Annotated in this window: 25 protein-coding genes; 15 read left to right on the top strand and 10 right to left on the bottom strand. The window is 73.1% G+C overall.

Translation table 11 applies throughout. From position 1 onward, the window contains the following. Positions 1 to 200: 200 nt before the first annotated feature. The 7 genes from ACFZAM_RS11525 to ACFZAM_RS11495 all read right to left on the bottom strand — a co-directional run bounded on the left by ACFZAM_RS11525 (position 201) and on the right by ACFZAM_RS11495 (position 9302). Positions 201 to 722, bottom strand: coding sequence for a GAF domain-containing protein (locus ACFZAM_RS11525; RefSeq protein ID WP_188285584.1), 522 nt, complete (start codon positions 720 to 722; stop codon positions 201 to 203). A gap of 41 nt (positions 723 to 763) precedes the next feature. Further along, positions 764 to 1606: a S8 family serine peptidase gene (locus ACFZAM_RS11520; protein ID WP_355340814.1), complete on the bottom strand. Its 843-nt coding sequence runs from the start codon at positions 1604 to 1606 to the stop codon at positions 764 to 766. A 121-nt stretch (positions 1607 to 1727) separates the two neighbouring features. Then, complete coding sequence (locus ACFZAM_RS11515) at positions 1728 to 5102, bottom strand: AAA family ATPase (protein WP_391044891.1); 3375 nt, start codon at positions 5100 to 5102, stop codon at positions 1728 to 1730. Positions 5103 to 5164: 62 nt separating this feature from the next. Continuing rightward, a complete protein-coding gene (locus ACFZAM_RS11510; protein WP_355340808.1) occupies positions 5165 to 5410 on the bottom strand; it encodes an aroma-sacti cluster domain-containing protein in 246 nt (81 codons plus the stop codon). Continuing rightward, entirely contained in the window at positions 5407 to 6120 is a 714-nt protein-coding gene (locus ACFZAM_RS11505) for an iron-containing redox enzyme family protein (protein ID WP_391044889.1), read from the bottom strand. Before ACFZAM_RS11505 ends, ACFZAM_RS11510 begins: the two co-directional genes overlap by 4 nt. Further along, positions 6117 to 7289: a radical SAM protein gene (locus ACFZAM_RS11500; protein ID WP_391044886.1), complete on the bottom strand. Its 1173-nt coding sequence runs from the start codon at positions 7287 to 7289 to the stop codon at positions 6117 to 6119. Before ACFZAM_RS11500 ends, ACFZAM_RS11505 begins: the two co-directional genes overlap by 4 nt. A 144-nt stretch (positions 7290 to 7433) precedes the next feature. Continuing rightward, positions 7434 to 9302: a BTAD domain-containing putative transcriptional regulator gene (locus ACFZAM_RS11495; protein WP_391044883.1), complete on the bottom strand. Its 1869-nt coding sequence runs from the start codon at positions 9300 to 9302 to the stop codon at positions 7434 to 7436. A 265-nt stretch (positions 9303 to 9567) separates the two neighbouring features. Here ACFZAM_RS11495 and ACFZAM_RS11490 point away from each other — a divergent pair, with 265 nt between their 5' ends. The 8 genes from ACFZAM_RS11490 (at position 9568) to ACFZAM_RS11455 (ending at position 17007) form a co-directional block, all read left to right on the top strand. Then, positions 9568 to 9753: a hypothetical protein gene (locus ACFZAM_RS11490; RefSeq protein WP_188283862.1), complete on the top strand. Its 186-nt coding sequence runs from the start codon at positions 9568 to 9570 to the stop codon at positions 9751 to 9753. A 112-nt stretch (positions 9754 to 9865) separates the two neighbouring features. Next, positions 9866 to 10054 carry a hypothetical protein gene (locus ACFZAM_RS11485; protein ID WP_355340796.1) on the top strand — a complete coding sequence of 63 codons (189 nt, stop codon included), beginning with the start codon at positions 9866 to 9868 and terminating at the stop codon, positions 10052 to 10054. Between the two features lie 36 nt (positions 10055 to 10090). Then, positions 10091 to 12820 (top strand): lanthionine synthetase LanC family protein, encoded by a 2730-nt coding sequence (locus tag ACFZAM_RS11480; protein ID WP_391044879.1) that lies wholly within the window; start codon positions 10091 to 10093, stop codon positions 12818 to 12820. A gap of 9 nt (positions 12821 to 12829) precedes the next feature. Continuing rightward, a complete protein-coding gene (locus ACFZAM_RS11475) occupies positions 12830 to 14152 on the top strand; it encodes an MFS transporter (RefSeq protein WP_355340790.1) in 1323 nt (440 codons plus the stop codon). Positions 14153 to 14221: 69 nt separating this feature from the next. Continuing rightward, on the top strand, positions 14222 to 14404 hold the full coding sequence (locus ACFZAM_RS11470; RefSeq protein ID WP_355340787.1) for a hypothetical protein: 183 nt from the start codon (positions 14222 to 14224) through the stop codon (positions 14402 to 14404). Between the two features lie 202 nt (positions 14405 to 14606). Then, a complete protein-coding gene (locus ACFZAM_RS11465) occupies positions 14607 to 15047 on the top strand; it encodes an XRE family transcriptional regulator (protein ID WP_391044875.1) in 441 nt (146 codons plus the stop codon). 87 nt (positions 15048 to 15134) lie between these two features. Further along, positions 15135 to 15692: a ParH-like protein gene (locus ACFZAM_RS11460; RefSeq protein WP_355340781.1), complete on the top strand. Its 558-nt coding sequence runs from the start codon at positions 15135 to 15137 to the stop codon at positions 15690 to 15692. After that, positions 15685 to 17007 (top strand): MAB_1171c family putative transporter, encoded by a 1323-nt coding sequence (locus ACFZAM_RS11455; RefSeq protein WP_391044871.1) that lies wholly within the window; start codon positions 15685 to 15687, stop codon positions 17005 to 17007. The genes ACFZAM_RS11460 and ACFZAM_RS11455 overlap by 8 nt, the downstream gene beginning before the upstream one ends. An 8-nt stretch (positions 17008 to 17015) precedes the next feature. Here the strand turns inward: ACFZAM_RS11455 and ACFZAM_RS11450 are convergent, their stop codons facing one another. Next, positions 17016 to 18875, bottom strand: coding sequence for a SpoIIE family protein phosphatase (locus tag ACFZAM_RS11450; protein ID WP_391044868.1), 1860 nt, complete (start codon positions 18873 to 18875; stop codon positions 17016 to 17018). Positions 18876 to 19102: 227 nt separating this feature from the next. Between ACFZAM_RS11450 and ACFZAM_RS11445 the strand changes: the two genes are divergently transcribed. From ACFZAM_RS11445 to ACFZAM_RS11435, 3 genes are all read left to right on the top strand, one after another. Beyond that, entirely contained in the window at positions 19103 to 20467 is a 1365-nt protein-coding gene (locus ACFZAM_RS11445) for an NAD(P)/FAD-dependent oxidoreductase (RefSeq protein ID WP_355340772.1), read from the top strand. 98 nt (positions 20468 to 20565) lie between these two features. Continuing rightward, positions 20566 to 21453: a helix-turn-helix domain-containing protein gene (locus ACFZAM_RS11440; RefSeq protein WP_391044864.1), complete on the top strand. Its 888-nt coding sequence runs from the start codon at positions 20566 to 20568 to the stop codon at positions 21451 to 21453. 47 nt (positions 21454 to 21500) lie between these two features. Then, complete coding sequence (locus ACFZAM_RS11435) at positions 21501 to 21965, top strand: VOC family protein (protein WP_391044861.1); 465 nt, start codon at positions 21501 to 21503, stop codon at positions 21963 to 21965. Positions 21966 to 21977: 12 nt separating this feature from the next. Here the strand turns inward: ACFZAM_RS11435 and ACFZAM_RS11430 are convergent, their stop codons facing one another. Further along, a complete protein-coding gene (locus ACFZAM_RS11430) occupies positions 21978 to 22484 on the bottom strand; it encodes a GyrI-like domain-containing protein (protein ID WP_391044860.1) in 507 nt (168 codons plus the stop codon). Positions 22485 to 22577: 93 nt separating this feature from the next. On the opposite strand from ACFZAM_RS11430, the gene ACFZAM_RS11425 reads away from it, so the two are divergent. Both ACFZAM_RS11425 and ACFZAM_RS11420 read left to right on the top strand, forming a co-directional pair. Continuing rightward, complete coding sequence (locus ACFZAM_RS11425) at positions 22578 to 23372, top strand: GNAT family N-acetyltransferase (protein ID WP_391044857.1); 795 nt, start codon at positions 22578 to 22580, stop codon at positions 23370 to 23372. Positions 23373 to 23441: 69 nt separating this feature from the next. After that, the gene (locus ACFZAM_RS11420; RefSeq protein WP_355340757.1) at positions 23442 to 23891 is read left to right on the top strand and encodes a MarR family transcriptional regulator; all 450 of its coding nucleotides are present in this window, start codon (positions 23442 to 23444) and stop codon (positions 23889 to 23891) included. Between the two features lie 18 nt (positions 23892 to 23909). Here the strand turns inward: ACFZAM_RS11420 and ACFZAM_RS11415 are convergent, their stop codons facing one another. Continuing rightward, positions 23910 to 24584, bottom strand: coding sequence for a DNA polymerase ligase N-terminal domain-containing protein (locus ACFZAM_RS11415; RefSeq protein WP_391045621.1), 675 nt, complete (start codon positions 24582 to 24584; stop codon positions 23910 to 23912). Positions 24585 to 24903: 319 nt separating this feature from the next. On the opposite strand from ACFZAM_RS11415, the gene gndA reads away from it, so the two are divergent. Further along, on the top strand, positions 24904 to 26346 hold the full coding sequence (gene gndA / locus ACFZAM_RS11410) for an NADP-dependent phosphogluconate dehydrogenase (RefSeq protein WP_355340753.1): 1443 nt from the start codon (positions 24904 to 24906) through the stop codon (positions 26344 to 26346). A gap of 82 nt (positions 26347 to 26428) precedes the next feature. Next, positions 26429 to 26785, top strand: coding sequence for a PRC-barrel domain-containing protein (locus tag ACFZAM_RS11405; protein ID WP_355340750.1), 357 nt, complete (start codon positions 26429 to 26431; stop codon positions 26783 to 26785). Positions 26786 to 26966: the final 181 nt, after the last annotated feature.

The raw sequence follows: 26966 nt of genomic DNA, 5'->3' as shown, positions 1-26966 counted from the left end.
TCACGGCCACCTCCCTCTCCCCGGCTCAGGCTAGGCAGATGATCCGGGGCCGGAGGAACACACCCTACTCATTGTCACCTGTTCAGGGGACAACTCGCACCTGTGAACACCCTGAGATCTCCCCTCCCTCCCTTCCGGCGCGTCGCAGGTCGGTGCGGGTCCGGGGCGGCGCCCACGGGCTGAGCGGAGGGCTCCCCGGCTCAGGCGGAGGTCTCCAGCAGCCGCCGCAGATCCTCGGCCATCCGCAGCGCCGCCGCGCGCCCGTCACCGCCGAGCGAGCCGCTGTCGGCGGGCCGCGCGCGGTCCACGACCACCCGCAGCGCCGCCGCCGCGTGCCGGGCGAAGAGCGCCAGCAGATCCAGTTCGTCCAGGCTCGACCTGGACTGCGGCACGGGATCGAGGACTTCCAGCACCCCCAGCACCCGGTCACCATGCGTCAGCGGCGCGGCCATCAGCGAATCGGGCACGTACTCCGTGGACTCCGCGAAGTCCCGGTCGAAGGACGCGCTGTGCGACAGGTCGTCCACCACCATCGGCTCACCCGAGGAGACCACCCATCCCGCGATCCCGCTCTCGGCCGGGAAACGCCGCCCCACCAGGAAGCTCTCGCCCTGGCCCGAGACGGCCTGGAAGACCAGCTCGTGGCTCGACTCGTCCAGCAGGAACACCGAACTGGCCTGGGCGCCGAAGATGGCCCGTGCCGTGTCGACCACCGACTGCATCAACTCCTGCGACAGCGGATCCGTCGCTGTGTTGCTCTGTGTCACGAAGCACCCCTGATGCCCAGTTGGACGTTGGCCGCGGAAAGGTAGAGCGCGTTCTTGAGCTGGAAGGTCGTCATCCGGCGGTGCCGGGACAGAATGCGGGCGCAGAGCCCGGCGATGTACGGCGTGGCGAAGCTGTTGCCCGTCGTCCTGATCGTCGCCCCGCCGAGCCAGGCCACCTGGACGTTCTGGCCCGGCGCGAAGAACTCGACCGGCGGGCTCGGGTTGTACAGGTGCAGATCGGGATCGTCCTCCTGGTGGCTGCCCACCGAGATCACCGAGGCGAAGCGCCACGGGTAGCTCTCCACCGGAGTGTTGTGCGCGGAGGCGACGATCGCCGTCCCCCGGAAGTACGCCTCGTCGGCGAGGACCCGCAACTCCTCGGCGAACTGCGGCCTCGTCGTGGACAGGCTGAGATTGATCACGTCGAAGCCCTGCCGGATCGCCCAGCGCAGTCCCGCGAGCAGGACGTCGCCGGTCCCGCCGAACCCCTTGCCGAGCACCTGCACGCTGTACAGCTCGCAATCCGGCGCGGTCCTGCGGATGATGCCCGCGCAGGCCGTGCCGTGCCCGCAGGTGTCGGTCGCCGTCGTCTCGACCACGCTGGTGCCCGTCTCGTCCTTGCGCACCGTCCACGCGCCGTCGACCGGGCCGATCAGCGGATGGCCGTCCTCGACACCCGAGTCCACCACGCACACCCGCACCCCGGCGCCGCGCGCGTCGTCCCAGCTCCGGTCGAGCGCGGGCAGCTCGCCGTCGGCGGTGATCAGCACGTCCTCGGGGCGCTTGCCGCGCAGCGTCCAGGTGAGTCCGGGGCCGGCGCCGTGTTCGGCGGTTTTCATCAGCAGCCTTTCGCGTTCTGGCGTTGTCGCCTTCCGATGCGGTGGTGGCCCGAGAGGCCGGGGTGGGAGCGGACGGGCGCCGGTCGGCGCCCGCGGCTCCGGTGCCCCCGGTCCTGGCGCCTCACGGCGGACCCTCCCGCCATCGCACGGCGCGGCGCGCCCCCGGCACATGGCCCTTGGCGCCGAAGTGCCGGGCGGCCTGCGCGGCGGCGCTCGCGGACTCCTTGGTACGGCCCGCCAGGCGCAGCACGTCGGCCCGGTCGAGCCAGGCCACCGCCAGGACGACGGGCGAGTCGGTGCCGGACGCGGTCCGCACCGCCCGCTCCGCCAGCGGTGCGGCCTCCTCGGCCGCGCCGCGCGCCGCGGCGATCCTGGCCAGCAGCCCGTCGAGGTCGGCGGCGTCCGAGGCGGCGAGTGCCGTGTGTCCGGGGTCCGGCGCGGTGGCCAGCCTGGCCGCGGCCTCGTCGTGACGGCCCGCGTCCACCAGCAGCCGCGCCGCGTCCCTGGCCACCGCGTCCCGCAGGGCCTCGGCCTGCAACTCCCGTGCGGCGCCGTCCGCTTCGTCCAGCAGACCGAGCGCCCGGCTCCCGTCGCCCGCCAGCGTCGCCACCGCCGCGGCGAACAGCGGCAGCACCACCCGGCCCTCGGCGTAACCGAGTTCACCGGCCAGCCGCTCCGCCCCGGCGAGACAGGCGTGCGCGTCGTCCCAGCGCTCCTGGAGCGCGAACAGCACGGCCAGCGGGCAGTTGAGGGTCAGCCGTACGGTGGGGCGACGGTCGCCGTGCTCCGCCAGCAGGCGGCGACTGCGCGAGACCGCCGAGGGGACCGGCTCGGGCCCGCGCCACAGCGAGACGCCGATCGCGCCCAGCGCCAGGGCCCGTTCGGGCTCGGCGCCCGAGCGGCGCGCGTGGTCCAGGGCGCGGGAGAGCAGGACATCGGCCTCGCCGTGCCTGCCGTGCAACTGCCGCTCCTGCGCCAGCCGGATGCACGCCCGTGCCTGCCCGAGGTCGTCGCCCGCGCTCTCGAAGACCGGCAGCGTCCGCTGGGCGACGCTCCCCGCGCTGCTCCCGTCGGGGGCCGCCGACACCGCGGCCAGGGCGAGGTCGGCGTGCGCGGCCTCCACAGGCCGCACCGCGTCCCCCGGCGTGGCGTCCGCGGCGGCGAGCACGCGCAGCAGCAGCGCCCGGCCCTCGTCCGTCCGCCCGGTCGCCAGCAGCACGTCACCGAACCGCCGGGCCGCCGCGGCCCACTCCGGCTCGCCCTCGACGGTCAGCTCCACCGCCCGCTCCAGCAGCCCGCCCGCCCACGCGAGATCCGAGCGCGCGAGCGCCCTGGAACCGCCCTCGATCAGCAACGCGGCGGCCCGCAGGCGCAGTTCGTCCGTCTGCGGACCGAGCGTGCCCAACTCGGCGCGGTAGCGGTAGGCGCGCTCCAGGTGACCCGCCACGGCGGCGGCATCCTCGGCGCCGCGCGTACCGGGAGCCCCACCGCCGAACAGGACACCGCCGTACGGGGCGGCGCCTTCCCCCGCGCTCCCCGCCGCCGGGCCGCCGCCCGCCAGCCGCGCGGACAGCGCCGCCGCGGCCCGCTCGTGCCGCTCCGCCCTCGTCCGCTTGGCCATCGACTGATACGTGACCTCGTGCACGAGACCGCTGCTGAAGCGCAGCCGGTACGGGGAAGGCCCCTGCCGGTCCGCGGGCCGCAGCAGGCGGTGACTGCTGAGCATGCCGAGCGCCGCGCCGACCGCGCCGTCCAGCGCCGGGCCGCCGGACCCGGTCTCCGCCGAGGGCGGGTCCGCGTCGTGCAGCGCGCCGCCGGGCGCGCCTTCCCGGTCCCCGCCCACCAATTCGGCCACCTCGTCGGCGCTGAACTCCCGTCCCACCACGGCCGCGATGTCCAGCGCCGCGCGCTCCGCCCGGCCGAGCGCCCCGATCCGGGCGCCGAGCAGCGCCTGCAAGGTGGTCGGCACATCGCCTCCGCCGTCGGGGCGGTAGCCGGACTCGGGCTGCGCGAGAGCGGCGATGAGCTGTTCCAGATAGAACGGATTGCCGCCCGCGGACTCCAGCACCTGCGGCGGCACGCCCGTACCCCCCTCATGGGACGGCGCCCCGCCGTCCCAGTGCGCCCCGACCTCGGTCAGCGCCTCGGCCACCGCCTCGGCCTCCGTCGCCGTCAGACCGGGCAGCGTCAAGGAGAGCGAGCGCGGGCCGCCCTCGCCCCAGCCGGCGCCGCGGTCGAGCAGATCGGGGCGGGCCGCGCAGACGAACAGGACAGCGGACGCGGTGAGTTCGGCGCTGAGCGCGCTGACCATCGTCAGCAGCGGGTCGCTCGCCCACTGGAGGTCGTCCAGCACCAGCACGACCGGCCGCCTGCGCGCGAGCGCGGCCAGCAGACCGGTCAGCGCCGCGCAGGTGTCGTCGGTCGACGGATTCGGTGTGCCGTCCTCCAGCAGCCCGGCCGACAGTACGGCCAGCGCCGCGTCGATCTCCTGGCGCTCGGGCGAGGGCTCTCCCGCGCGCGCCGGGGACTGGGCGATCTCCGGGAAGGCGTCCAGGAGTTGGCTCACGGCGTCGGCCAGCGGCGCCAGGCTGCCGCGTTCACCGTACGTGCGGCAGCGGCCCGAGCCGTAGCGGAAGGCGCGGCCCGACCGTTTGCGCCACTCGTGGATCAGCCGGGTCTTGCCCATCCCGGCCTCACCGAGGACCGTCACCAGATTCGGGCCGCGCCCGGCGCGGTCCGCGACGGCGCGGAACGTCGCCCACAGAGCGTCCAGTTCACGGTCCCGGCCGACGAAGGGCACATCGAAGCGGCGGGTCAGCTCCGGCTCCTCCTCGACCACGTCCAGCAGCCGGTAGGCGGTGACCGCGTCCTCCTTGCCCTTCAACCGCAAAGGGCCGACGCGCTCGGTGACCGCTGTCGCCGCCGCGGCCCTGCGGCTCTCGGGACCGATCAGGACCTCGCCCTCACCGGCGTTCTGCTCCAGCCGGGCCGCGACGTTCACCGTCTCGCCCGACACCAGCGCCTGACGGGACGACACATCCGAGGCCGTCACCACCGGGCCGGTGTTGATGCCGATCCGGACACCGATCCGAATGCCGAGCGTCGGCTCCAACTCCGTTTCGTTGAGCCGCTGTATGGCGTCGAGCATCGCCAGGCCCGCGGCCAGCGCCCGCGCCGCGTCGTCCTCGTGCGTCACCGGCACGCCGAAGACGGCCATCACCGCGTCGCCGATGAACTTCTCGACCGTGCCGCCGAACTGCTCCAGGCACTCGCGCATCAGGTCGAAATAGCGCAGCACCACCGTGCGCAGCGTCTCCGGGTCGAGCACACCGGACAGCGCCGTCGACCCGACGAGGTCGCAGAAGACGACGGAGACGACCTTGCGCTCCTCGACCGCCGTCACGGGTGCGGGGGAGTCGGCCGGTGTGCCGCAGGACGGGCAGAAGCGCGCGTCCTGCGGCAGGTCGCCGTCGCACGAGGCGCAGCGCGTGGTCATCTCGTCTCCCCGTCCCTTCCCCGTGTCTTCCCGATGGTGTGGACCCCGGTCGCGGGGAGATGTCAGAAGAGCGCCCCGCCGGCGATCTCGCTGTGGGCCTGCACCTCGGGACCCACCTCGTCCAGCCGGGCCTTGATGTCGAGCATCATCGACAGCTCCTGACTGCTCAGCCCGCGCAGCACCTCGCGCTGTTCGTCGGTGAGTTCGCCGACGCCGAAGCCGTGCGACTCCAGCACCACCAGCGCGTCGTCGGCTCCGTCGCCTGCCCGCTCCGCGCTCTCCCCGCCCCGCGCCGCCGTGTCACTCATGAGGTGTACGTCCCTTCCCTGAGGTGTTCCGGCTCCGCTGTCCGGCCGATGCGCGCGAAAAGCTCCACAAGTCCGTCCACGGTGTGCAGCGCGCTCATCACGACCGCGCGTACCTGGGCCTGGTCCAACGGCAGCGCGTCGAGCAGCGCGAAGAGCGCGGCGGTGTGCCCGGTGTCCAGTTCGGCGTGGCCGCGTACCGTGCGCAGCGCCGCCTCCGGCACACCCGCGGCGGCGATCCGGTCCGCCAGCCAGGGCGCGGGCGCGTTGCTCTCCAGCACCGCGATGTAGCCGAGCAGCGCTACCGGATGGTGGTGCTCGATCCAGTAGTACTGTGCGCCCGCCAGGCGCGCGACGGCGGATATGGGCTGCTCGGCGAGGACCGCCGCTGGTTCCCCGCCCAGCGCGGTGATGTCACCGAGCAGCCAGTCGTCGTGGCCGCGCTCCTCCTCGATGTGCTCCCGCAGATAGTCCGTGAGCGGCTCGCACAACGGGTCGCGCGGGCCGAATTCCGCCAGCCGCGCCACCGCCCGTTCCATCAGGGGCACCGAGGCGCGGACGACTCCGTGCATCGCCGTCAGATACGTGGCGTAGCGTGCGGCGAGTCCGGGCGGTCGCCACACGGCCGCGGTCGTCGCCCGCACGGCGGGGGCCGTCAGCAGCAGCCGGACCCGCAGCGCGGCGCCCGCGCCCGCCGTACCGACCGTGGTCATCGCCGCGCTCCGGGCAGGTCGACCAGGTCCGCGTAGGGCGCGCAGCCGTGCCGCCGCACCAGCGTGGCCGCGCCCGCCTCGACCTGGCCGCGGGCCGCGTACCGGTCGAGCAGCGCCCCCACGGGCCCGCTGGCCGCCGCACTCGCCGCGGCCAGCGCCTCCGGATGGTCACCGAGTGCCCGGCAGCCCGCGCAGTAGTCGGGGCGCGCGGCCGCCTGCTCCGCGCCGCCGTACCGGTGCAGGAGGTGGGCCGGGCCGACCGTCCTGATCATCCGCAGGACCGGAGAGGTACGCGCCCGTACGGCGACCGACTGCCAGTCGTCGGTGGCGATGTGACCGAGCGTCAGGTGACGCGGGGCGGGCCTGCGGTCGACGACCCGCTGATTGCAGCAGGCGACCACCGTGCCGTCGGCGGCCACCACCGGCCACGCGGCCATCGAGCACGGCAGCGCCCGCTCGGGGTCGGGCGCCGCGGTACCGGGCAGCGCCGTGTTCGCGGCGGCCCAGGACGCGGCGCGTCCCACCCGGCGCAGGGAGTTGACGAGCATCGGGACGCGGTCGCCGAAGGTACGGCGGATGTCGGCGGTGACGTCCGCGAGGTACGGGTCGTCGGGGCCAGCGCCGACCAGGTGGAAACTGGTGGCCACTCCGGCGTCCAACACCCGCCGGATCAGGCCGAATACGGACCTGCGGTCGACCTCGCGCTCATGGAAGGCGTCAAGGCTCACCGAGAAGTGGTCGACGGAGGTGACGGCCCGCCAGATCCGCTCGGGAACAGGCGCGGGAACAGGCACGGAATCGGGCACGGGAGCGGGCAGCGGGTCGGCGCCGGAGGCGAGGTGTCCCGCGCCGTGGTCCGCCCGGCCGACGAAGAAGGCGCCGGTCAGCAGCGCCGTCCTGGTGCCCGCCGCGCGCGCCGTGGCGGCGAGGTCGGTGACCAACTCGGGCCGCAGCAAGGGCTCGCCGCCGGTCATCATCAGCACCGCAGGGTGCTCGGCCGGGGTGAAGGTGGAGACGAAGGCGCGCAGCCGGTCCGCGTCCGGCTCGTCCGCGGCCATCGTGGCGGCGGTCGAGCAGTGCGCGCAGTGCAGGGGGCAGCGGCCGGTGACGGTCAGGAGCAGTCCCGCGCCGGGTTCGGGGCGCAGCGTCATGAGTTCGGCGAGTTCCATCGCGTGCTCCCTTCCTCGTCCACCGAAGTCTCGGCGGGGCCGGTTCGAGGTCGGGGTCATGGACGGTTGGGAAACGGTAAATCCGCAGCTCACCGGCGCGCCTGGTGGCGTGTTCCGTCGCGTGTGCCCTGCGCCGAAGGCTCCTCAGGCGGTGGCCCGGGGGAGTGGCCGCATCCCCAGGAGGGATTGTTCACGCGCGTAGACTCTTGTCAGGCGCGGGAGTTCGTACCGCGCGGCGTGCGCGGTGACCTCGCTGTCCGGGGCGAGCAGCGCGCCCGCGTCGAGCAGGGACTCCAGTCGGCGCAGCGCGTCGTCCTGGCCGCAGGTGAGCGCCGCCGCGGCCTGCCGCAGCGTGAAGGGCCCCTCCGGCAGGTGTCCCAGCAGACACAGCGTGGTCCGGTCCGCCGCCGACAGGTCCCGCCACCCGCTCGCCAGCCGCGGCCGTACATCCGTGTCGCCCGCGACCAGTTCGTCCAGTACGGTCCTGCCGTCGGCCAGCCGCGCCGCGTACTCGCCGAGGGGCAGATGGCGTCGTACCGCGAGCTTCAGACCGCTGACCCGGACCGCGAGCGGCAGCAGGCCGGTCGCGGTGACGATGCGCCGGGCCGCCTCCGGACAGGCCCGCAGCCGCTCGTGGCCCACGATCCGGCCGAGCAGTTCGAGGCTCTCGCCGAGGTCGAAGGGCGCCAGTTCCAGCCGGTCGGCGGAGACCAGTCCGGCCAACTGCGCGCGGGAGGTCACCAGTACGGCGCTGCCGCCGGAGTCCGGCACCAGCGGCCGTACGGACGCCTCGTCGGCCGCGTCGTCCAGCACCAGCAGGATCCGGCGCGGCCCGAGCCAGTCGCGCCACGCGGCGGCGGCCTCCTCGGCGTCCTCCGACCCGTCGTCGACGGCCGCCGCCCGCTGCCCGGGGAGGTCCGCCATCCGGGCCAGCTCGGCGACCACCGAGGCGGCCGAACGCGGACGCCCGGCCGCGTCGCGCATCCGGATCAGTACGCGGCCGTCGGGGAACTCCGCGGCGAGCCGGTGCGCGGTGTGCACCGCCAGCGCGGTCTTACCGGTGCCGACCGGCCCGGTGACGACCGCCAGATGCCGGTCACTGCCCAACAGCTTGAGCAGAAAGCGCAGTTGGCGTTCGCGGCCGGTGAAGTCGGCCAGGTCCTGGGGGAGCAGGGCGCCGAGGACTCCGCAGGAGCGCCGCGCCGCGGCCCGCGCGCCGGACGGAGCGAAGGGGCCGCCGGGCTCCTGCGGGCCGCCGTCGAGCATCGAGCGGTACAGCGTCTCCAGTGCGGGGCTCGGCTGGAGCCCGTACTCGACGGCGAGCAGCCGGCGCAGCCCCTCGTACGCGGCCAGGGCCTCCGTCTGCCGCCCCTGGTCGAACAGCGCGTTCATCTGGACGGCCCTGAGCCGTTCGCGCTCGGGGTGACGCTCCACCAGATCGGCGACGGTGTCGGCGACTTCGGTGGCCCGGCCCAGCCGCAACTCGGCCTCAGCCCAGTCCTCGTAGACCTGGAGGTAGCGGCTGTCGAGCCGCTCCGCCTCGGATCTGACGGTGGGGGAGAATCTCAGGTCGTGCAGCGGCGGCCCCTGCCGCAGCCCCATCGCCTCGCGCAGCATCCGGGACGCCGGGCCGAACGCGCCCTGCCCGGCGGCCTCGCGGGCGGATCTGGCCAGGCCCTGAAAGCGCAGCGAGTCCAACTCGTCGTCGCGCACCCGCAGCAGGTAGCCGCCCGGGTGGTGCTCGAGCCGGTCGCCCGCTCCCGCGCGGTCGAGGAGTTTGCGCAGTGCGGAGACGTACACCTGGATGTTCTTGCGCGCGGTGCGCGGCGGATTGCCGTCCCACAAGGTGTCCGTCAACAAGGCCAGCGAGACCGGGGTGTTGGGGCGGCACAGCAGCATGGCCAGGAGCAGCCGCTGTTTGAGCGGGCCGAGCGGGAAGGGGCCTTCGGCCGTGCCGACGGACAGCGGGCCGAGGACGGAGAGCCGCAGGCTGACGTGCGCTGGTTCGGCCATATCCGGTTTCACCTTTCCCGCCCGTTGATCCGGAGATGGGATCGTGAGCTGAGATGAATGACATCAGGCAGACGACTTATATCAGATGATGTGCCTGTGGCGAACCGGCAATGCGGGGACTGCTGGTGAGAGTTCGGACCAACCCCGCATCACCTGGGACGATACCGCGCTTATACCGCGGCTTCACCGGTTCCGAAACGGCCGGTCCTAGCTTCTGAGGTGTTCCCACCACCTGCTCGTACCCCGCCCAGAAGAGGAGACGATCATGGCTGATTCCGTCGAGCCCACCAACGAGGACATCGCGGAGACCCCCGAGAACGAGGTCGAGGCGCACGCCGAATCCCCCCTGGACCTCCAGGAGATGGGCGTGAGCAAGCCCGACCAGGGCGAGGGTGTGCTGGGCGGCCTCCAGGCCCCGGGCAGCACGGTCAGCCTGGCCGCCTGCGCCTGACCGAGCTGGGTGGGTGGCGCGTCCTCGTGGACGCGCCACCCACACGTCTTTCCCGCTCGCGTTGTCCTCCGGGGCGGCCCTTCCGACACCTGAGAACCGACAGGAGACGACCATGAGTGATTCCGCCGAATCCGCCGCCGAGGAGAACGCGCCCGAAGGCGCGGACGCAGGCGAGGGCGAATTCGAGGTGGAGGCGCACGCCGAATCCCCCCTGAGCCTCCAGGAGATGGACCCCACGACGTCGGTGATCAGCAGCCCCGTCGCGTCGATGAGCGCGACCAGCGTCGTCGTCTGCTGCTGAGCCGCCGCCCCCTCGCGTCCCACATCGGAGAGGCCCATGATCCCCTTCCCGTTCGTCGTGGCGGACAGAGAGTTCTACGCGCCGCTGGAGACCACCCGTGACCGCGGTGAGATCTACCGGCCCGGGCCGGTACCGGACGGGTGGACCGAGACCCCGTCGGGGATCTGGACCATGTGGCACCAGGGCAAGCAGCTCCGCGGTGTCGAGGACGGCTGGAAGGTGCACGTGTCCGCGCGGCCCGACCGCCTGCCGTACGTCCTCGACACCGTCGCGGCCGTCTGCTTCGAGCAGGACGTCGCCTTCAAGCACCTCGCCGGCAGGCTCTTCTACTGGTGGACCCACCACAAGCAGGCCGCCAGGCAGCAGAGCGGGAAGTTCATCGCCGCGTATCCCACCAGCGTCGCCGCGGCCCGTGACCTCATGGAACGGCTGCGCACCGAACTGGCCGACGAGGAAGGCCCGTTCATCCTCACCGACAGGCGGTACCGGGACTCGCGCACGGTCCACTACCGCTACGGGGCCTTCGCCCCGCGCGAGCGCGTCAACGCCGACGGCACCCACACCCTGCTCGTCCGCGGCACCGACGGCGAGTTGGAGGAGGACCGCAGGGGCTTCTCCTTCTACCTCCCGGCGGGCATGACCGACCCCTTCGTCGAGACGCGCCCGGCGCCGAAGTCCCCGGCCGAGCCCGCTGCCGCGTCCGCCGAAAAAGCCGTCGCGAAGGCCGGGGCGGAGGCGGGCGCCAATGCCGCCGCCGATGCCGCCGCCGATTCCGTGGACGAGCCCGCCGCCGGGGGAGGCGGGCCGATCGTCTTCCACGGATTCGCCTTCGAAGACGCGCTCCAGTTCACCAACTCCGGCGGCGCCTACCTGGGACGGGAGACGGCCACCGGCCGCAAGGTCTTCATCAAGGAGGCGCGCGCGCACACCGGCGTGGCGATGGGCGATACCACCGCACCCGACCAACTCCGCTCCGAATGGCAGACGTTGACCGCGCTGCACGAAACGGCGCCCGGCCTCGCCCCGGAGCCGCTCGCCTACTTCCGCGAGTGGGAGCACGACTTCCTCGTCACCGAGTTCATCGAGGGCACGACGCTCCAGCGCTGGATGGTCGCCAACCAGGTCATGCTCGGCGTCGACCGCGGATCCGAAGCGGCCGGGGACTACTACGGCCGGTGCGAGAAGCTGTTCGCGGAGATCGAGAGCACGCTGCACCGGCTGCACACGGCCGGCTACCTCTTCGTCGACGTCAGCCCCGGCAATGTGATGGTCACCGAGGACGACGGCATCCGACTGGTCGACTTCGAGGCCGCCCAGCGCCTGGACAGCGACGACACTCCGGTGATGGGCACGCCCGGCTACACCCCGCCCGCCGAACTCGTCGGCGACGATCCGCTGATCCACGACAAGTACGGCCTGGCCGGCCTCGCCCTGCTGCTCATCGGGCCCTTCCACCAGGTGGCGCAGCGCAATCCCGACACCCTCGCGCACCTGCGCCGCGAACTGCTGGAGCGGGCGCCGCTGCCGGAGCCGCTGTGGCAGCGGGCCGTCGCGTATCACCGGCCGCGGCCCGCGGCGGAGGGCGTCACCCCCATCCCGACGCCCGAGGAAGTCGCCGCGGACCCGCTGCGGCACCTGGCCGACCTGCGCGACCGTACCGCCGACGCCATGGTGGCCATGGCCGACCCGGCCCACCCCGACCGGGTGTTCCCCACCATCGCCGAGGGCTACCAGAGCAACACCCAGTGCCTGGCCTTCGGCACCGCGGGCGTCGTGCACGCCCTGACCCGGGCGGGCCGCGCACTGCCGGACGGCGTGCTGGAGCGGCTGCGGCACGACGCGCTCGGCGGCGTCGGGAAACTGCCCCCGGGGCTGTTCGCGGGCACCGCGGGCATCGCATGGGTGCTCGCCGACCAGGGGATGCTGGACGAGGCGAGGGATCTGCTCACCGCCGCCGACCGCCACCCCATCATCGCCTCCGGAGCGTCGGCGACCCTCTACGGCGGCACCTCGGGGGTCGCGCTCACCCACCTGGCGATGTACGGCCACACCCGCGACGAGCACCACATCGACCGGGCCCTGGAGCTGACGGCGGCGCTGCCGGCCGACGCCGACCTCACCCCGTACCTCGGCGCCAACGACGCCACCGGCCTCGTGCACGGCCGCACCGGGATCGCGCTGCTGCTCCAGCAGCTCGCCGCCGTGACCGGCGCGGACGACGAACTCGCGCGCGGCGTACGGCTGTTGCACGCCGAGCTGGACCGTGCCACCGAGCCGGACTCGCCGGGTCTCGCCTTTCCCATCTCGGCCACCGACAACCGCAGCCTGCCCTACCTCTACTGCGGCTCCGCCTCGATGGCGCACACCGTCACCCGCTACACGCGGTCGGTGGACGACGAACGGCTCGCCGACGCGCTGCCCCGGCTGCTGACCTCGACGCGCACCACCTACACCGTGATGTCGGGGCTGTGGCAGGGACTGTCCGGCCTCGGCCTCGGTCTCGCGGAGTACGGGCGGCTGACCGGTGACGGCCGGGGCCGGGACGACGCGATCCGTGCGGCGTGCGGCCTGTTCAAATTCGCGGTGCCGCACGAGACCGGTATCCGTTTCCTCGGCGACCAGCTCATGCGGTTCAGCGCCGATCTGTGGAGCGGTTCGGCAGGGGTGCTGCTGTTCCTGTCGCAACTCCTCGCCCCCGCGCCCGACCCGCTGTTCACCGTGGACGCACTCGCCGGCGCGTACTCCCGTTCCGTCGCGGCCCGTTGAGGTGAACTGATGAGCCACCAGGAAATCGCCGAGCCGGCGCAGGCGCCCGAGAGCGCCGGCCCGGGGGACCCGGGCAACGCCGTCGGACGTGACGTCAGTCTCTACTGGTGCGGGCAGACGGCCTCCGCCTTCGGCTCGACCTTCACCGCCATCGCGCTGCCCGTCGTGGCCGTCGTGCACCTCCACGCCTCGCCGGGCGCCATCGGCCTGATCAGCGCCGCCACGACCGCGCCGATCCTGCTGCTCGGCTTCCCCGCGGGCGCGCTCGCCGACCGCATCGCCCATCCTCGCCGCACGCTCGTCCTGCTGGACCTGATCTGCGCGGCGGCCATCGGCGTGGTCGCGCTGGGCCTGGCCGTCGGCGCCATCTCGCTGCTGTGGCTCGGCCTGCTCTGCGTGATCATGGGGGCCTCGTCCACCCTGTCCGCGGCCGTCTACTTCCTGCACCTGCGCCAACTCGTCGGCCCCGAAGGCATCGGCGGTGCGCGCGCCAGACTCCAGGCAGGACAGTACGGCGCCGCGCTCGTCGGACGCCTGCTGGCCGGTCCCGCCATCGCGGTGCTGGGCGCCGCCGCCGCGCTGTCGGTCGACGTGGCGAGCTATCTGCTCAGCGCGACCGCGCTGATGACGATGCGCTCACCCGACATCGTGCCGCGCGGGCCCGCACCGTCGGTCCTCACCATGATGCGCGGCGCCATGGCGGGCATGCGGGTCTTCACCGGTGACGCCTTCCACCGCGCGCTGGGCCTGTTCATCGTGGTGCCCGCCGCGACGATGGCGGGCGTGACCGCCCTCACCGGCCCGTTCCTGCTGCGGGTGATCCATCTGCCGACCGCCGCCTACGGTTCCCTGTTCGCGCTCTCGGGGCTGATGGGCCTGGGCGGTTCCGCCGTCGCCGCACGGCTGCTCGCGCCGGGCCGCGACCCCCGGCGGGTGATGCTGATGTCGTTCACCGGCGCGGTGGTGTGCAGCCTGCTGCTGCCGCTGGCGGCGGGACCGCTGCCCCTCGCCGCCTTCTGCGCCGCGATGGGCATCGGGCTGCCCGTCTTCTTCGGCGCCGTCGCCAATGTGGCCGTCAGTTCCGTGCTCGTCGCCGACATGTCGGAGGACACCCTCGGCCGTGCGATGGCCGCGCTCCAGGTGTGCCTGGCGGGGGCGGGCCTGATCGGGGCGGTGGGATGCGGTCTGCTCGGTGACCTGGTCGGGGTACGCGGCGCGCTGTGGGTCATGGGGCTGACCGCCCTCGGCTGCGTGGCCCTGAGTCTGCCGTCCGCGCTGCGCGCCGCACGGCGGTCCCACGACGCGGCGCAGCCGTCACCGGCCTCCGTTTGACCCAAGACCCCGTCGCCGTCCGGCGGCGGACCACCGGAAATCCCATGGACGAGAGACGAGGAAACACCCATGAACGAGGTGCTCAGGCTCCAGGCGCTGGGGAGCGAGAAGGACCAGGGCAAGGCGAATCTCCAGCCGATCAGCGTGGCCGGCAGCACGCTCAGCGTGGTGTGCGGATGGGACTGCGTCTGGGGCAGTTCCCTGCGCATCGCGCAGGAGCCGCAGGGCCCCGGCCTGCTGAACCCGGCCTGACCGACCCGCCCGACCGCACCGGTCGGGCGACAACTCCCTTGCCTCTTAGGCCAATCGGCGGCGGTGTCCGGCACGACGGACACCGCCGCCGCCGTATGGGCGCACGCAAGCGGACCATTCCGGCGGCTGTGTGTACCAGCTAGGATGAAGCCGGACACGGGACGAACCCATACTGGCTGCACCGACGAAGGGGAGGCGGGCGATGGGCGAGAATGAGTCGCGGGCCCCCTCCGTGGCGACGCTGGCCGACAAGATCGACGCGCTGTTCCGGGTCGTGCGACGGCCCAACCGTGAGCCGTACAGCCATGAAGAGGTCGCCCGCGCCTGCCGCGAGGCCACCGGCGAGAGCTTCTCCGCGACCTACCTGTGGCAGTTGCGCACGGGCCGTCGCGACAATCCCACCAAGCGTCATCTCGAAGCCCTGGCACAGTTCTTCGACGTGCCGGTCGGATACTTCTTCGACGACGAGCAGGGCGCCGCCATCGCCAAGGAGCTTGAGCTGCTCGGCGCGCTGCGCGACGCGGGCGTCCGCAGCATGGCCCTGCGCGCGGTCAACCTCTCCCCTGAGGGCGCGGCCACGATCAGCGACATGATCGATGTGCTCGCCCGCAGGGAGCGTGGCTCTCCCAGCCGCGAACCCTGACAGCGCCTGAAGTGCACGCAGCGCTTGAAGTGCGCGAACTCTTCGGTGAGATCTCGCGGTTCCACCCGGCGGACAAGGGGACAGCGTGTGAGACGTGTGCGACGTGACCGGAGCCGAGCTCTGTGGCACAGATGTCAGCGGACGGTCGACGGGCTCGACCTGCCCAATCCGTTCGACGCGACGGTCTTCATCGGGATGCTCGCGGTCGCCCGCGGCCGTCCGATCGAACTCGTGCCCGTCTCCTCCCGGCCCCACACACCGTGCGGCCTGCTGGTGACCACCGACCACGGCGACTGCATCCTCTACGCCGCCGACACCAGCGCGCTGCACCAGCAGCACATCCTGCTGCACGAGGCGGCCCACCTGGTCTGCGGCCACCACGAGACCGCGCCCGCGGCGTCGGCCGCCGCCCAGGTCCTGTTACCGCACTTATCGTCGTCCCTGGTCCAGCGGGTACTCGGCCGCAGTGTCTACACCGAACCGCAGGAGCAGGAAGCCGAGTTGGTCGCTTCGCTGATCCTGACCCGTACCGCCCGTCCGTTGGGGAACACCGTCCCCGTGCCGCCGCCGCATCCGCAACGAACGCGTCTGGACAGGTTGTTCGGCATACCGGAGGACCGCGCGTCGGGCCGCCGTGATGGCTGATCTCCTGTCGTTCGTCTCCGCCGCGTTCTTCCTGGTCTTCGGTGTCCACCGGCTGGTGATCACCCGCCGGCCGTGGTCCGATTCCGCGCAGCGCTACGTCTACGGCTTCGCGCTGTGCCTGGGCTCGGGCATGCTGTTCAACACCCCCGCCCTCACAAAGGCGTTGTCCTCCGACACGACCTTCGACAACCTGGTCAACCTGGGCATCCACGACGTGAAGATGGTCGGTTTCGCCTTCCTCGTCCTGGTGGCGTACGCGCTCAAGTCCCCTGCGGCGGCGGCCCCGCGTGCGGTGCGCCTCCAGATGTGGGCGGCCGGTGCGGTACTGGCCGTCTCCACCGCGCTCTACCTGGTGGCCGACCCCGCCATCGCGGGCGACACGCTGACCGTCTCGTCCGGCCACCGGTGGGCCCTGGCGTCGTACAACGCGCTCTTCGCCCTCTACGGTTCGTGGTGTCTGGCCGTCCTGGCCAGGGAACTCGCCGACCACGCCGCTCGGACCGCCCCCGGGCTGCTGCGTACGGGACTGCGGCTGATGCTGCTCGCCGCCGCGGTCGGCGCGGTGTGGACGCTGTGGGCGCTGGACGACGTCATCGCGGACCTGAGCACCGGCAGCCAAGGCGTCGCCGAGGACGTGGTCTCCTCCGTGCTCGGCGCGGTCACCGCGGCGCTCGCCACCGGAGGGGCCACCACCACGCTGTGGGTCGGCGCTCTCGGCGCCCCCATGCGGTGGCTGCGCGCGTACCGCAGCCACCGGGCGCTGGAGCCGCTGTGGTCGGCGCTGCACAGCGAACTGCCCGAGATCGCCCTCGACCCGTCGGCCGCCGACCGCCGACCGGGCCTGCGGCAGGCCGAATTCGCCCTCTACCGCAGGGTGATCGAGATCCGCGACGGCCATCTCGCGCTGCGCCCGTACTTCGAGTCCGGCGTCACGGCCTGGACCGACGGACGCGGGGGAGACGACGGAAGCGAGGGGACCGGCGGCGGCGACGCGATCGACTGGGCCGACGAGCGCGGCCGTGACCGGCGGGCCGTGCTCGAAGCGGCCACGATCGCGGCGGCGTTGGAGAACAAACGCGCCGGGCGGCTGTGCGAGGGCACCGCCGCTGAGCGGTTCGCGCCCCCCGGCCACACCCCGCCCACGGTCCCCGGCACGGTGGAGGCCGAGGCGGCCTGGCTGCTGGAGGTGACGGCCGCCTTCACCTCGTCCCCCACGGTCGCCGCCGTACGCCACCGCACCCGTACGACCGCCGCAGCCCATACGGCCGGGGTCCGCGCGTCCGAGGCCCGCATGCCCGAAGCCCGCAACGGCTGAGCCGCCCCTCAGACGTCCTGTCCCGCGACCCCGTCGGCGTCCTCCGACAGCTCGAACCACACCGTCTTGCCCTCCGACTCCGGCCGTACGCTCCACTGCTCGGACAGGATGTCGAGCAGGACGAGGCCGCGGCCCGAGGACGCCATCTCGCCCGGGGTGCGCTGGTGGGGCAGTTCGTCACCGCTGTCGGAGACCTCGACGCGCAGCGTGCGGCAGCCGGGCTCGCCCGAGATCGAGGCCATCAGGGCCGCCGTCTGGTCGGTGTGCACCAGCACGTTGCCCAGCAGCTCCGACGCGAGGAGCACGGCGGTGTCCACCTGGTCGGGCTGCGCCCAGTCGTGCAGCAGCGCCCGCAGTTCGGAGCGCGCCTCGGCCAGGCCCTCGGCCTCGTCCTGCTCGATCGTGGTCAGGATGCGCCGAACGGGTCGCACGGGGCGCTGGACGCCGGTGTCGCGGCGCAGCATGAGCAGCGCGATGTCGTCCTCGTTGCGCGGGCTCAGCCGCTCCTCGCCGTTCTCGGTCACCGGGCCGACCACGCTCTGGATCAGCCGGTCGGCCATCCCCTCCAGGTCGGAGGTCGGGCCGGGCGACAGCGCGTCCCGCACCCGGTTCCAGCCGGTGTACATGTCGTGCCCGCCGGTCTCGATGAGCCCGTCCGTGCAGAGCATCATGATCTCCCCGGCCTGGAGCTCCAGTACGTTGACCGGGTAGTCGTCCTCGTCCGGCATCAGGCCGAGCGGCAGCCCGCCCCTGATGTGCTTGATCATGCAGGTGCCGTCCGGCATGCGCAGCACGGGGTGCGGATGCCCGGCCCGCGCCACGTGCAGCGTGCCCGCCGCCGGGTCCGCCTCGATGTAGATGCAGGTCGCGAATCTGTCCCCGTCCAGCGAGGTCAGGAAGCGCGACGTCCGCGACAGCACCGCGTCCGGGCCGTGCCCCTCGGCGGCGTACGCGTGCACGGCGGTCCGCAGCTGGGCCATCAGGCTCGCCGCGTGCAGGTCGTGGCCCTGCACGTCGCCGATGACCAGTGCCAGACGGCCCGAGGGCAGGTCGATGATGTCGTACCAGTCGCCGCCCACCACCAGCCCGCCGCCGGTCGGCACGTACCGCGAGGTCACGGTCATCCCGCGGTACACCGACGCGCCCCGCCCCATGCTGCTGCGCAGCCCGCGCGACAGGGCCAGCTCCGCCTCGCCGGTGTGCGTCCGCTCCAGGGCGCGGGAGATCAGCCGGGCGAGGGTGACCAGCGTGCTGCGCGTGTCGCTGTCGAAGTCGACGTCGTCCAGGAACGCCACCAGCCACACCCCGGTGATCCGGCCCGTGCTCACTAGCGGCAGGAACGCCCACGACCTGCTGCCCTTGCGGGCCGCGAGCCGCCACGTCGTCGGAAAGCGGTCGCGGTACTCCTCGACCGTCGGCAGATACACCGGGCGGCCGGTGCGCAGCACCTCCGCCGCCGGATAGTCGGTGGTGATCGTCATACGGACGGTCCGGCTGCCGCTGGTCCGGTACCCGTACCGCCCGATCAGGTTCAGCGACCGCTCGGTGACGCCGAACAGGGCCGTGCCGTCCATCGGGAACTCCGGCGAGGTGAGCGACGCCAGAGCCATGAAGACCTCGTCCACGGAGGTCGCCTCGGCCAGGGCGCGGCCCGCCTCCAGCATCCGCACATCACGGTGCCTGCCCGCGTCGGTGGGCGCGCGGGCGGCGCCGTCCCGCTCACCGTCCTCGCCCGGCGCGGGCCTGCGGGTCCTCTCGTGCGGGCCGGTCTCGTTCAGGGCATCGATCTGACGCAGTTCGGCGGCCTGCTCGGCGGCGCGCCCCGCCGTCCGGTCGTCCGCCGGGGGTCCCTCGTCACGATCGTTCATCCACGGCCCCTTCGACTCATCCGCCGTCCCGTCGCTTCGTCGTTTTGTCCGCTTGTCGTCCGTACCATGCTCCGTCGAGTCGGCCGTCCGTGCAGCGCGGTGTACGCCGTGACCGGCCGTCCGGCTGGCGGGCCCGCTCGCGGCGTACTAAGACAGGAGGTGTGCCGGACCGCGTTCACGGGGCAGGGGAGCAGACGGACGCGAAGACCTGAGAAGGGACGGATGTCGTGGCACGACCCAGGATTCTCGTGGTGGGCGCCGGTTTCGCAGGAGTGGCGTGCGTACGCCGCCTGGAGCGGTCGCTCGCCGCCGACGAGGCGGACGTCTCACTGGTCACACCGTTTTCGTACCAGCTCTACCTGCCGTTGCTCCCCCAAGTGGCCTCCGGGGTGCTGACCCCGCAGTCCATCGCGGTGTCGCTGCGCCGCAGCAGCAGGCACCGCACCCGGATCATCCCCGGCGGGGCCGTGGGAGTGGACACCAAGGCCAAGGTCTGCGTGATCCGCAAGATAACGGGCGAGATTTTGAACGAGCCGTACGACTACATCGTGCTGGCGCCCGGCAGCGTCACCCGCACCTTCGACATCCCCGGACTGCTGGACAACGCGCGCGGCATGAAGACGCTCGCCGAGGCCGCGTACATCCGCGACCACGTCATAGCGCAGCTCGACCTCGCGGACGCCAGCCAGGACGAGGCCGAGCGGGCCTCCCGGCTCCAGTTCGTGGTGGTCGGCGGCGGTTACGCGGGCACCGAGACCGCCGCCTGCCTCCAGCGGCTGACCAGCAACGCGGCCAAGCGCTACCCGCGCCTCGACCCGAAGCTGATCAAGTGGCACCTGATCGACATCGCCCCGAAGCTGATGCCGGAACTGGGCGACAAGCTGGGCAGGAGCGCGCTGGAGATCCTCGGCAAGCGCGGCATCGAGGTCTCGCTCGGGGTGTCGATCGCGAAGGCGGGCCCCGAGGAGGTCACCTTCACCGACGGCAGGGTGCTGCCCTGCCGCACCCTGATCTGGACCGCGGGCGTCGCCGCGAGCCCGCTGGTCGCCACGCTCGACGCCGAGACGGTACGCGGCAGGCTCGCGGTCACCCCCGAGATGACCGTGCCGGGGCTCGACGGCGTCTTCGCGCTGGGCGACGCGGGCGCGCTGCCCGACGTCACGAAGGGCGAGGACGGCGCGATCTGCCCGCCCACCGCGCAGCACGCCATGCGGCAGGGCCGCACGATGGCCGACAACATCCTGGCCACCCTGCGCCACCGGCCGCTCACGCCGTACGCGCACAAGGACCTCGGCCTGGTGGTCGACCTCGGCGGCAAGGACGCGGTCTCCAAGCCGCTCGGCATCGAACTGCGCGGCCTGCCCGCCCAGGCGGTCGCCCGCGGCTACCACTGGTCGGCGCTGCGCACCAACGTCGCCAAGACCCGCGTCATGACCAACTGGCTGCTCAACGCGGTGGCGGGCGACGACTTCGTCCGCACCAACTTCCAGTCCCGCAGCGCCGGCACCCTGCGCGACTTCGAGTACACCGACACGTACCTGACGCGCGAGGAGATCCTGGAGCACACCAGGGGCATGGTCGCGGGCGGCTGACGGCGGCTGACGGCGGCGGTCGCCGGACGTTACGGTCGCCGTACACATCGGGCCGTCGCATACGGCGGGCCGCCGCGTCCGCCGGGAGGACGGAGAGCGTGAGCACGGGTACGGGTACGGAGCCGGTCACCGGCACGGGCGTCGTGGACGAGGCGGTACGCGGCAGGCCCGCGCCCGCCCTGCGCGGCCTGGTCGGCTGGTACTCCGGCTACCGGCAGCGCGGCGTGCCCCCGACCAGGCACCGGGGGCTGCCGTCCCCGTACCTGACGCTGATCCTCACGCTCGACGAACCGCTCACCATCGCCGCCCACCCCGACCCGGCGGAACCGCCCGGCGACTTCTCGGCGCTCGTCGGCGGCCTGCACACCGCACCCGCGCTGATCAGCGTGCCCGGCCGCCAGTCCGGCGTGCAGATCGCCCTCGACCCGCTGGGCGCCCGCGTCCTGCTCGGGCTGCCCGCGGGCGCGCTGGCCGGAGCGGATCTCGCCGCGCAGGACGTGCTCGGACCGTCGGTCGCCGACGTCCTGGACCGGCTGCGGGCCGCCCCGGGCTGGGCGGGCCGCTTCGCCGTCGTCGACGCCTGGCTGCTGGACCGGGCACGCGCCGACCCGCGCGCGGGCGTACGGCTGCATCCGGAGGTACGGCACGCGTGGCGGCTGCTCGCGGCCACCGGCGGCACGATCGGCGTGGCGCGGCTGGCGGCCGAGGTCGGCTGGAGCGACCGGCGGCTGCGGGACCGCTTCGCGGCCGAGGTGGGGCTGAGTCCGAAGGCCGCCGCACGGGTGATCCGCTTCGACCGCACCCGCCGCGGCCTGGCCTCCTACGGCGCCGCCGAGGGGCGGCTGGCCAGGATCGCCGTCGACCGCGGCTATTTCGACCAGGCGCACATGGACCGCGAATTCCGGGCCCTGGCGGGCTGCCCGCCGACACTGTGGCTCGCCGAGGAGCGCCGAAACATCCAATCCGGGCAGCACCCGTCCGAGTGAGGCTGGACGCGACAGCACACCGGCAGCACTGAGGAGGTCCGATCCCCATGACCGAGAGCACTGGCGACAACCCGGCGCAGGGCGCGAGCGGCGGCGGTTCCGCGCGAGCGAAGACCGCACCGCCGCCCCAGGTCTGGCCCACCCTGCGCGCCCGCGACGCCCGCGGCCTGATCCGCTTCCTCGTGGACGCGTTCGGCTTCGAGGAAACCGCGGTCTACGGCGAGGGCGACACCGTCGCGCACGCCGAACTGGCCTGGCCCGAGGGCGGCGGCATCATGCTCGGCTCGGTCCGCGAGGACCCGGACGGCACCTGGGCCAAGCGGCCCCCCGGCTCCTTCGGCGCCTACGTCGTCACCGCGGACCCCGACGCGCTGCACGCGCGCGCCAAGGCCGCGGGCGCCGAGATCACCGCCGAGCTGTTCGAGACGGACTACGGCTCCCGCGACTTCGCGGCCCGCGACATCGAGGGCAACCACTGGTACTTCGGCACCTATCCGGGCGAGCCGCGATAGGCCCGCGCGGCCTCAGTCGGCCAGCCGGAACTCCAGGTCCGTCTCCCACTTCGCGGTGTCCGGCTGCGAGCGCGGATCGGTGCGGTAGCTCTCCATCCGGCAGCCCCACCGGTCGCCCTCGGCTGTCGGCCTCATGTCCCAGCGCAGCCCCGCCGCCAACGCCCAGTCGAGCAGCAGCGCCGTGGCGCCGACGAGCCCGGCGGGGCTGCCGAGATACGTGTACGTCACGAAGCGGCCCGCGGGCAGCACGCCGGAGAACAGGTCGCCGTCGCGCACCACCGCCCCCGCGACGGGCACCCCCGCCTCGACCTCGAGCTGCCTCGCCATGTCGATGACGTTGTACTTGAGGAAGGGCGGCCCGGCGGGCTCCACGCCGAGCGCGGACAGCCGCCCGATGACTTCGGGGATGCGGTGGGCGATGGTGTCGACCGATTCCATGGTGACAAGGGCCCGGACGGCCGCGTACGGGCGAGCGGCGCGGTCGACGATCCGGGGCGGTACGTATCCGGTAGTGGTCATGCCCCGGTAGACCGGCCGCGGACCGCGAACTCATCGCGGGCGCCGTACGGGGTCCGCGAAAACCACTTGCGGGCCTTCGTAGCGTTGGCTCGTATGACGAACAGTGACGGCCTGCTCGCGGCCTATGACGAGCAGATGCGCGGCGCTCCGCCGAACCTCCCCGCCGGGGTCAGGTGCGAGTGGGACGGACCGGTCCTGCGGCTCAGCGGGCAGTACCGCGGCTTCGTGAGCACACCGCCCGACCTCGGGGTGGAGGGCGCGGAGCTCGACCGGCTGATCGCCCGCCAGCGCGACTTCTTCGCGGCGCGCGGCGAGGCCGTGGAGTGGAAGACCCGCGCGCACGACCGGCCCGCCGACCTGCCCGAGCGGCTGCTCGCGGCCGGCTTCGTGCCCGAGGAGCGGGAGACCGTCGTGATCGGGCGGGCCGAGGAGATGACGGCCGACCCCGTACTGCCGGACGGCGTCGTCCTGCGCCAGGTCACCGCCGACGCCGACCTGCGGCGGATCGCCGCCATGGAGTCGGCCGTGTGGGGCCAGGACTGGGGGTGGCTGGCCGACGACCTGGCCGGCCGGATCGCCGCCGCGCCCACCGAGGTCGTCGTCCTGGTCGCGGAGGCCGACGGCCAGGTCGTCTCGGCGGCCTGGCTGGTGGTCAGGACCGGCACCGACTTCGCCGGGCTGTGGGGCGGCTCGACACTGGAGGCGTGGCGCGGCCGGGGCATCTACCGCGCGCTGGTCGCCGCCCGCGCCAATGTCGCCGCCGCCCGGGGCATCCGCTACCTCCAGGTCGACGCCTCGGACGACAGCGCGCCGATCCTGCGGCGCCTCGGCTTCCACGCCGTGACGACCACGACGCCCTACATCTGGTCGCCCCCGGTCCGGACCTGAGAGCGGGGACGTGCCCGCGGTACGGACTCCCGTGCCGCGCCCGGCCACCGGTCTCTTTACGGTAGGGGTATGGAAGAGAGCACCGAGGACATCTCGCGGACCGCGGTCCAAGCGGCCCACGACCTGCGGGTGACGGTCAGCCGTCTGCTGCGCAGGCTGCGGGAGATCGCCGACACACAGGACCTGACCCCCTCCCAGACCTCGGTGCTCAGCAGGCTGGGCAAGGGCGAGGAGTCCACCGCCAGCGCGCTGGCCGCCGCGGAGGGGGTCCGCCCGCAGTCGATGGCCGTCGCGCTCGGGGCGCTCGAACAGCACGGGTTCATCGAGCGCCACCCCGATCCCCGCGACGGCCGCAGGCAGTTGATCGTGCTCACCGCCGCGGGCCGCGAGCGGGTCCAGGGCAACCGCGTGGCCCGCGAGGAGTGGCTGGCCCGCGCCTTCCAGGACCGCTACACGCCGCAGGAGCGCGAGACGGTCATCGAGGCGCTGGCCCTGATGGAACGCCTCACCCAGCCGTAGTCCGCGCGGCGGCCGTCCTCACGCGGGTCCTGATCCGGCGGGTCCTGATCCGTCGGGCCCCGATCCGGCATTCCCCGACCCGGCGGGCCCTTCCGGCGGCTCCTCGCGCTCGACCGCCGCGAGGGTGCGGCCGGTCAGGACCGAGCGGGCCCTGCGCGGATCCGGAGTGGTCCCGCGGCCCGGCGTGCTGTGCGCGTCCTTCTTCTTGACCAGCAGCCACGCCGGGTCCGCCGCGTCCCCCTGACCGCCGTCGGCGGCCTGGTGGATCCGGGTCAGCGCGTACGCGCCGAGCAGTTTCGTACCGCGCAGCTCGAAGGAGGCGTGGCCGCGCTCCAGGGCCCGCGCGAACGCCTCGGGGCCGCCGTCCGTCAGCGGGTGGTAGGTGCCGTGGTCCCAGACGATGACGGGCCCCGCGCCGTACTGGCCGCCGGGGATCACGCCCTCGTACTCCCGGTACTCCAGCGGGTGGTCCTCGGTGGGCACCGCGAGCCGTTTGTCGCGCGGGTCGGTGGACGGCCCCCTCGGGACCGCCCAGGACTTCAGCACCCCGTCGACCTCCAGCCGGAAGTCGAAGTGCATCCGGGTCGCGTCATGGATCTGCACGACGAAGGACGGGTCGTCGCCGGGGGCCGCCGTACCGCCCTCGGGCTCGTCGGTGCGGTCGAAGCGCCGCATGCCGCGGTACTTCGCCAGCCGGTCCCGCTCCTGGCCCGTACCCCGGTCGGCGCCCTGGCCCGCTTCCTCGTCGTCGCCCGAGCCCGTGCCCGTCCTCGCGTTGCTGTTCGCGTCGGTGTCGGCGTCCGCCACGACGGCTCCTCTCCGTACGGCCCGCTTCTGCCATCATCGGGCAGCCGGAGCGACCCGGCCCGGCCGGAGCGGTCCGCACGGGTGGCTGTCGGCCGCCGGAAGAGGCAGGCTCGACAGTGGGGCCACGGGAAGCGCACGGCCCCGGCCACCGTTGCACGGCAGGAAGACGTACGCAGACGCACACCAACAAGTGTGGAGACATCGCATGAGCGGATCGGCGGACATCGGCGTCACCGGGCTGGCAGTGATGGGCAGCAATCTCGCCCGGAACTTCGCCCGCCACGGCTTCACCGTGGCCTTGCACAACCGCACCACCGCCAAGACGAACGCCCTGGTGGAGCAGTTCGGCGACGAGGGCACCTTCATCGCCGCGCAGTCCGCGCAGGAGTTCGTCGCGGCCCTGGAACGGCCGCGGCGGCTGGTCATCATGGTCAAGGCCGGTGAGGCCACCGACGCGGTGATCCAGGAATTCGCGCCGCTGCTGGAGTCGGGCGACGTGATCATCGACGGCGGCAACGCGCACTTCGCCGACACCCGCCGCCGCGAGAAGGAACTGCGCGAGCAGGGCATCCACTTCGTCGGCACCGGCATCTCCGGCGGCGAGGAGGGCGCGCTCAACGGCCCGTCGATCATGCCCGGCGGGTCCGCCGAGTCCTACGAGTCGCTCGGCCCGCTGCTGGAGCGGATCGCCGCCAAGGCCGAGGACGGCACGCCCTGCACGACGCACATCGGCCCCGACGGCGCCGGCCACTTCGTGAAGATGGTGCACAACGGCATCGAGTACGCCGACATGCAGCTCATCGCCGAGGCGTACCACCTGCTGCGCGAGGTCGCCGGTTACTCGCCCGAGCAGATCGCCGAGACCTTCAAGACCTGGAACACCGGGCGCCTGGACTCGTACCTGATCGAGATCACCGCGCAGGTGCTCGCGCACACCGACGCGGCCACCGGCAAGCCCTTCGTGGACGTCGTCGCCGACCAGGCGGAGCAGAAGGGCACCGGCCGCTGGACCGTACAGATCGCCCTCGACCTGGGCGTCCCCGTCTCCGGCATCGCCGAGGCGGTCTTCGCCCGCTCCCTGTCGGGCCACGGCGAACTGCGGGCCGCCTCCCGCGACCTGCCGGGCCCCTCGGGTGCGGTACTCGGCGAGGCCGAGGCCGCCGCCTTCGCCGACCGCGTGGAGCAGGCGCTGTACGCGTCCAAGATCGTGTCGTACACGCAGGGATTCCACCAGATCCAGGCGGGCAGCCAGACCTACGACTGGGACATCGACCTGGGCGCGGTCGCGTCGATCTGGCGCGGCGGCTGCATCATCAGGGCCGCCTTCCTCGACCGGATCAAGGAGGCGTACGACAGCCGCCCCGACCTGCCGAGCCTGCTGTCCGACAAGCAGTTCGCCGAGGAGATCGGCGCGGCGCAGGACGACTGGCGGTCGGTCGTGGCGACCGCGGTGGGCCACGGCGTGCCCACGCCCGGTTTCTCCGCGGCGCTGGCGTACTACGACGCGCTGCGCGCCGAGCGGCTGCCCGCGGCGCTCACGCAGGGTCAGCGCGACTTCTTCGGCGCGCACACCTACCGGCGCACCGACCGCGAGGGCTCTTTCCACACGTTGTGGGGCGGCGACCGCTCGGAGGTGAGCACGGATTGACCCGACTGCCACGTGCGTGTGGCGCGTGGACCGGGGCACAAGGAAAGTGAACGGGTACAGCACGTCACCAGGAGGACTCGTCATGATCAAGCCCGCTGATCTCCGCGAATGGCGCGACCACGACGTGGTCGACGCAGAGGGACACAAGATCGGCTCCCTCGAAGCGGTGTATGTGGACACCGGCACGGACGAGCCGCTGATGGTCACGGTCCAGATCGGCCTGCCCACCAGGCACCGGCTCACCTTCACGCCCGTCACGGACGTGATCGTGGGCCCCGGATGGGTGAAGGTCCCGTACGACAAGGCATTGGTGAAGTCGGCCCCCTCGATCGGCACGGACGACGTCCTGCCCGTCGAGGACGAGGAGGCGATCTTCCAGCACTACGGTCTGCCGTACAAGCCGACCGGCGACGGCGTGCGCCTGCTCGCCCGACGCTGACGGCGCGTTCGCTGACAGCGCGCGAGCACTGACGGGCACACCCGTTCCCGCACCACCGCCCGTGAGAGAACAACCGAGTGGGGTGCGGCCCCGGCCCCCCGGCCCGCCCCCCAGCGGTCCCCCGCCGGCCCCAGCCCGGCCGCGGGTTTGGGGGGCGCGGCGCCCCGCCCCGGGGGGGCGC

The sequence above is a fragment of the Streptomyces sp. NPDC008079 genome (assembly GCF_042957385.1).
GTDB lineage: Bacteria > Actinomycetota > Actinomycetes > Streptomycetales > Streptomycetaceae > Actinacidiphila.
Note: the sequence above shows the minus strand (reverse complement) of the source record. Positions and strands in the feature narration are given on the sequence as shown.

Coding starts and splice junctions, on each gene's coding strand:
- ACFZAM_RS11525 (WP_188285584.1), bottom strand. CDS start 722: ATGCAGTCGGTGGTCGACACGGCACGGGCCATCTTCGGCGCCCAGGCC.
- ACFZAM_RS11520 (WP_355340814.1), bottom strand. CDS start 1,606: ATGAAAACCGCCGAACACGGCGCCGGCCCCGGACTCACCTGGACGCTG.
- ACFZAM_RS11515 (WP_391044891.1), bottom strand. CDS start 5,102: ATGACCACGCGCTGCGCCTCGTGCGACGGCGACCTGCCGCAGGACGCG.
- ACFZAM_RS11510 (WP_355340808.1), bottom strand. CDS start 5,410: ATGAGTGACACGGCGGCGCGGGGCGGGGAGAGCGCGGAGCGGGCAGGC.
- ACFZAM_RS11505 (WP_391044889.1), bottom strand. CDS start 6,120: ATGACCACGGTCGGTACGGCGGGCGCGGGCGCCGCGCTGCGGGTCCGG.
- ACFZAM_RS11500 (WP_391044886.1), bottom strand. CDS start 7,289: ATGGAACTCGCCGAACTCATGACGCTGCGCCCCGAACCCGGCGCGGGA.
- ACFZAM_RS11495 (WP_391044883.1), bottom strand. CDS start 9,302: ATGGCCGAACCAGCGCACGTCAGCCTGCGGCTCTCCGTCCTCGGCCCG.
- ACFZAM_RS11490 (WP_188283862.1), top strand. CDS start 9,568: ATGGCTGATTCCGTCGAGCCCACCAACGAGGACATCGCGGAGACCCCC.
- ACFZAM_RS11485 (WP_355340796.1), top strand. CDS start 9,866: ATGAGTGATTCCGCCGAATCCGCCGCCGAGGAGAACGCGCCCGAAGGC.
- ACFZAM_RS11480 (WP_391044879.1), top strand. CDS start 10,091: ATGATCCCCTTCCCGTTCGTCGTGGCGGACAGAGAGTTCTACGCGCCG.
- ACFZAM_RS11475 (WP_355340790.1), top strand. CDS start 12,830: ATGAGCCACCAGGAAATCGCCGAGCCGGCGCAGGCGCCCGAGAGCGCC.
- ACFZAM_RS11470 (WP_355340787.1), top strand. CDS start 14,222: ATGAACGAGGTGCTCAGGCTCCAGGCGCTGGGGAGCGAGAAGGACCAG.
- ACFZAM_RS11465 (WP_391044875.1), top strand. CDS start 14,607: ATGGGCGAGAATGAGTCGCGGGCCCCCTCCGTGGCGACGCTGGCCGAC.
- ACFZAM_RS11455 (WP_391044871.1), top strand. CDS start 15,685: ATGGCTGATCTCCTGTCGTTCGTCTCCGCCGCGTTCTTCCTGGTCTTC.
- ACFZAM_RS11450 (WP_391044868.1), bottom strand. CDS start 18,875: ATGAACGATCGTGACGAGGGACCCCCGGCGGACGACCGGACGGCGGGG.
- ACFZAM_RS11435 (WP_391044861.1), top strand. CDS start 21,501: ATGACCGAGAGCACTGGCGACAACCCGGCGCAGGGCGCGAGCGGCGGC.
- ACFZAM_RS11430 (WP_391044860.1), bottom strand. CDS start 22,484: ATGACCACTACCGGATACGTACCGCCCCGGATCGTCGACCGCGCCGCT.
- ACFZAM_RS11425 (WP_391044857.1), top strand. CDS start 22,578: ATGACGAACAGTGACGGCCTGCTCGCGGCCTATGACGAGCAGATGCGC.
- ACFZAM_RS11420 (WP_355340757.1), top strand. CDS start 23,442: ATGGAAGAGAGCACCGAGGACATCTCGCGGACCGCGGTCCAAGCGGCC.
- gndA (WP_355340753.1), top strand. CDS start 24,904: ATGAGCGGATCGGCGGACATCGGCGTCACCGGGCTGGCAGTGATGGGC.
- ACFZAM_RS11405 (WP_355340750.1), top strand. CDS start 26,429: ATGATCAAGCCCGCTGATCTCCGCGAATGGCGCGACCACGACGTGGTC.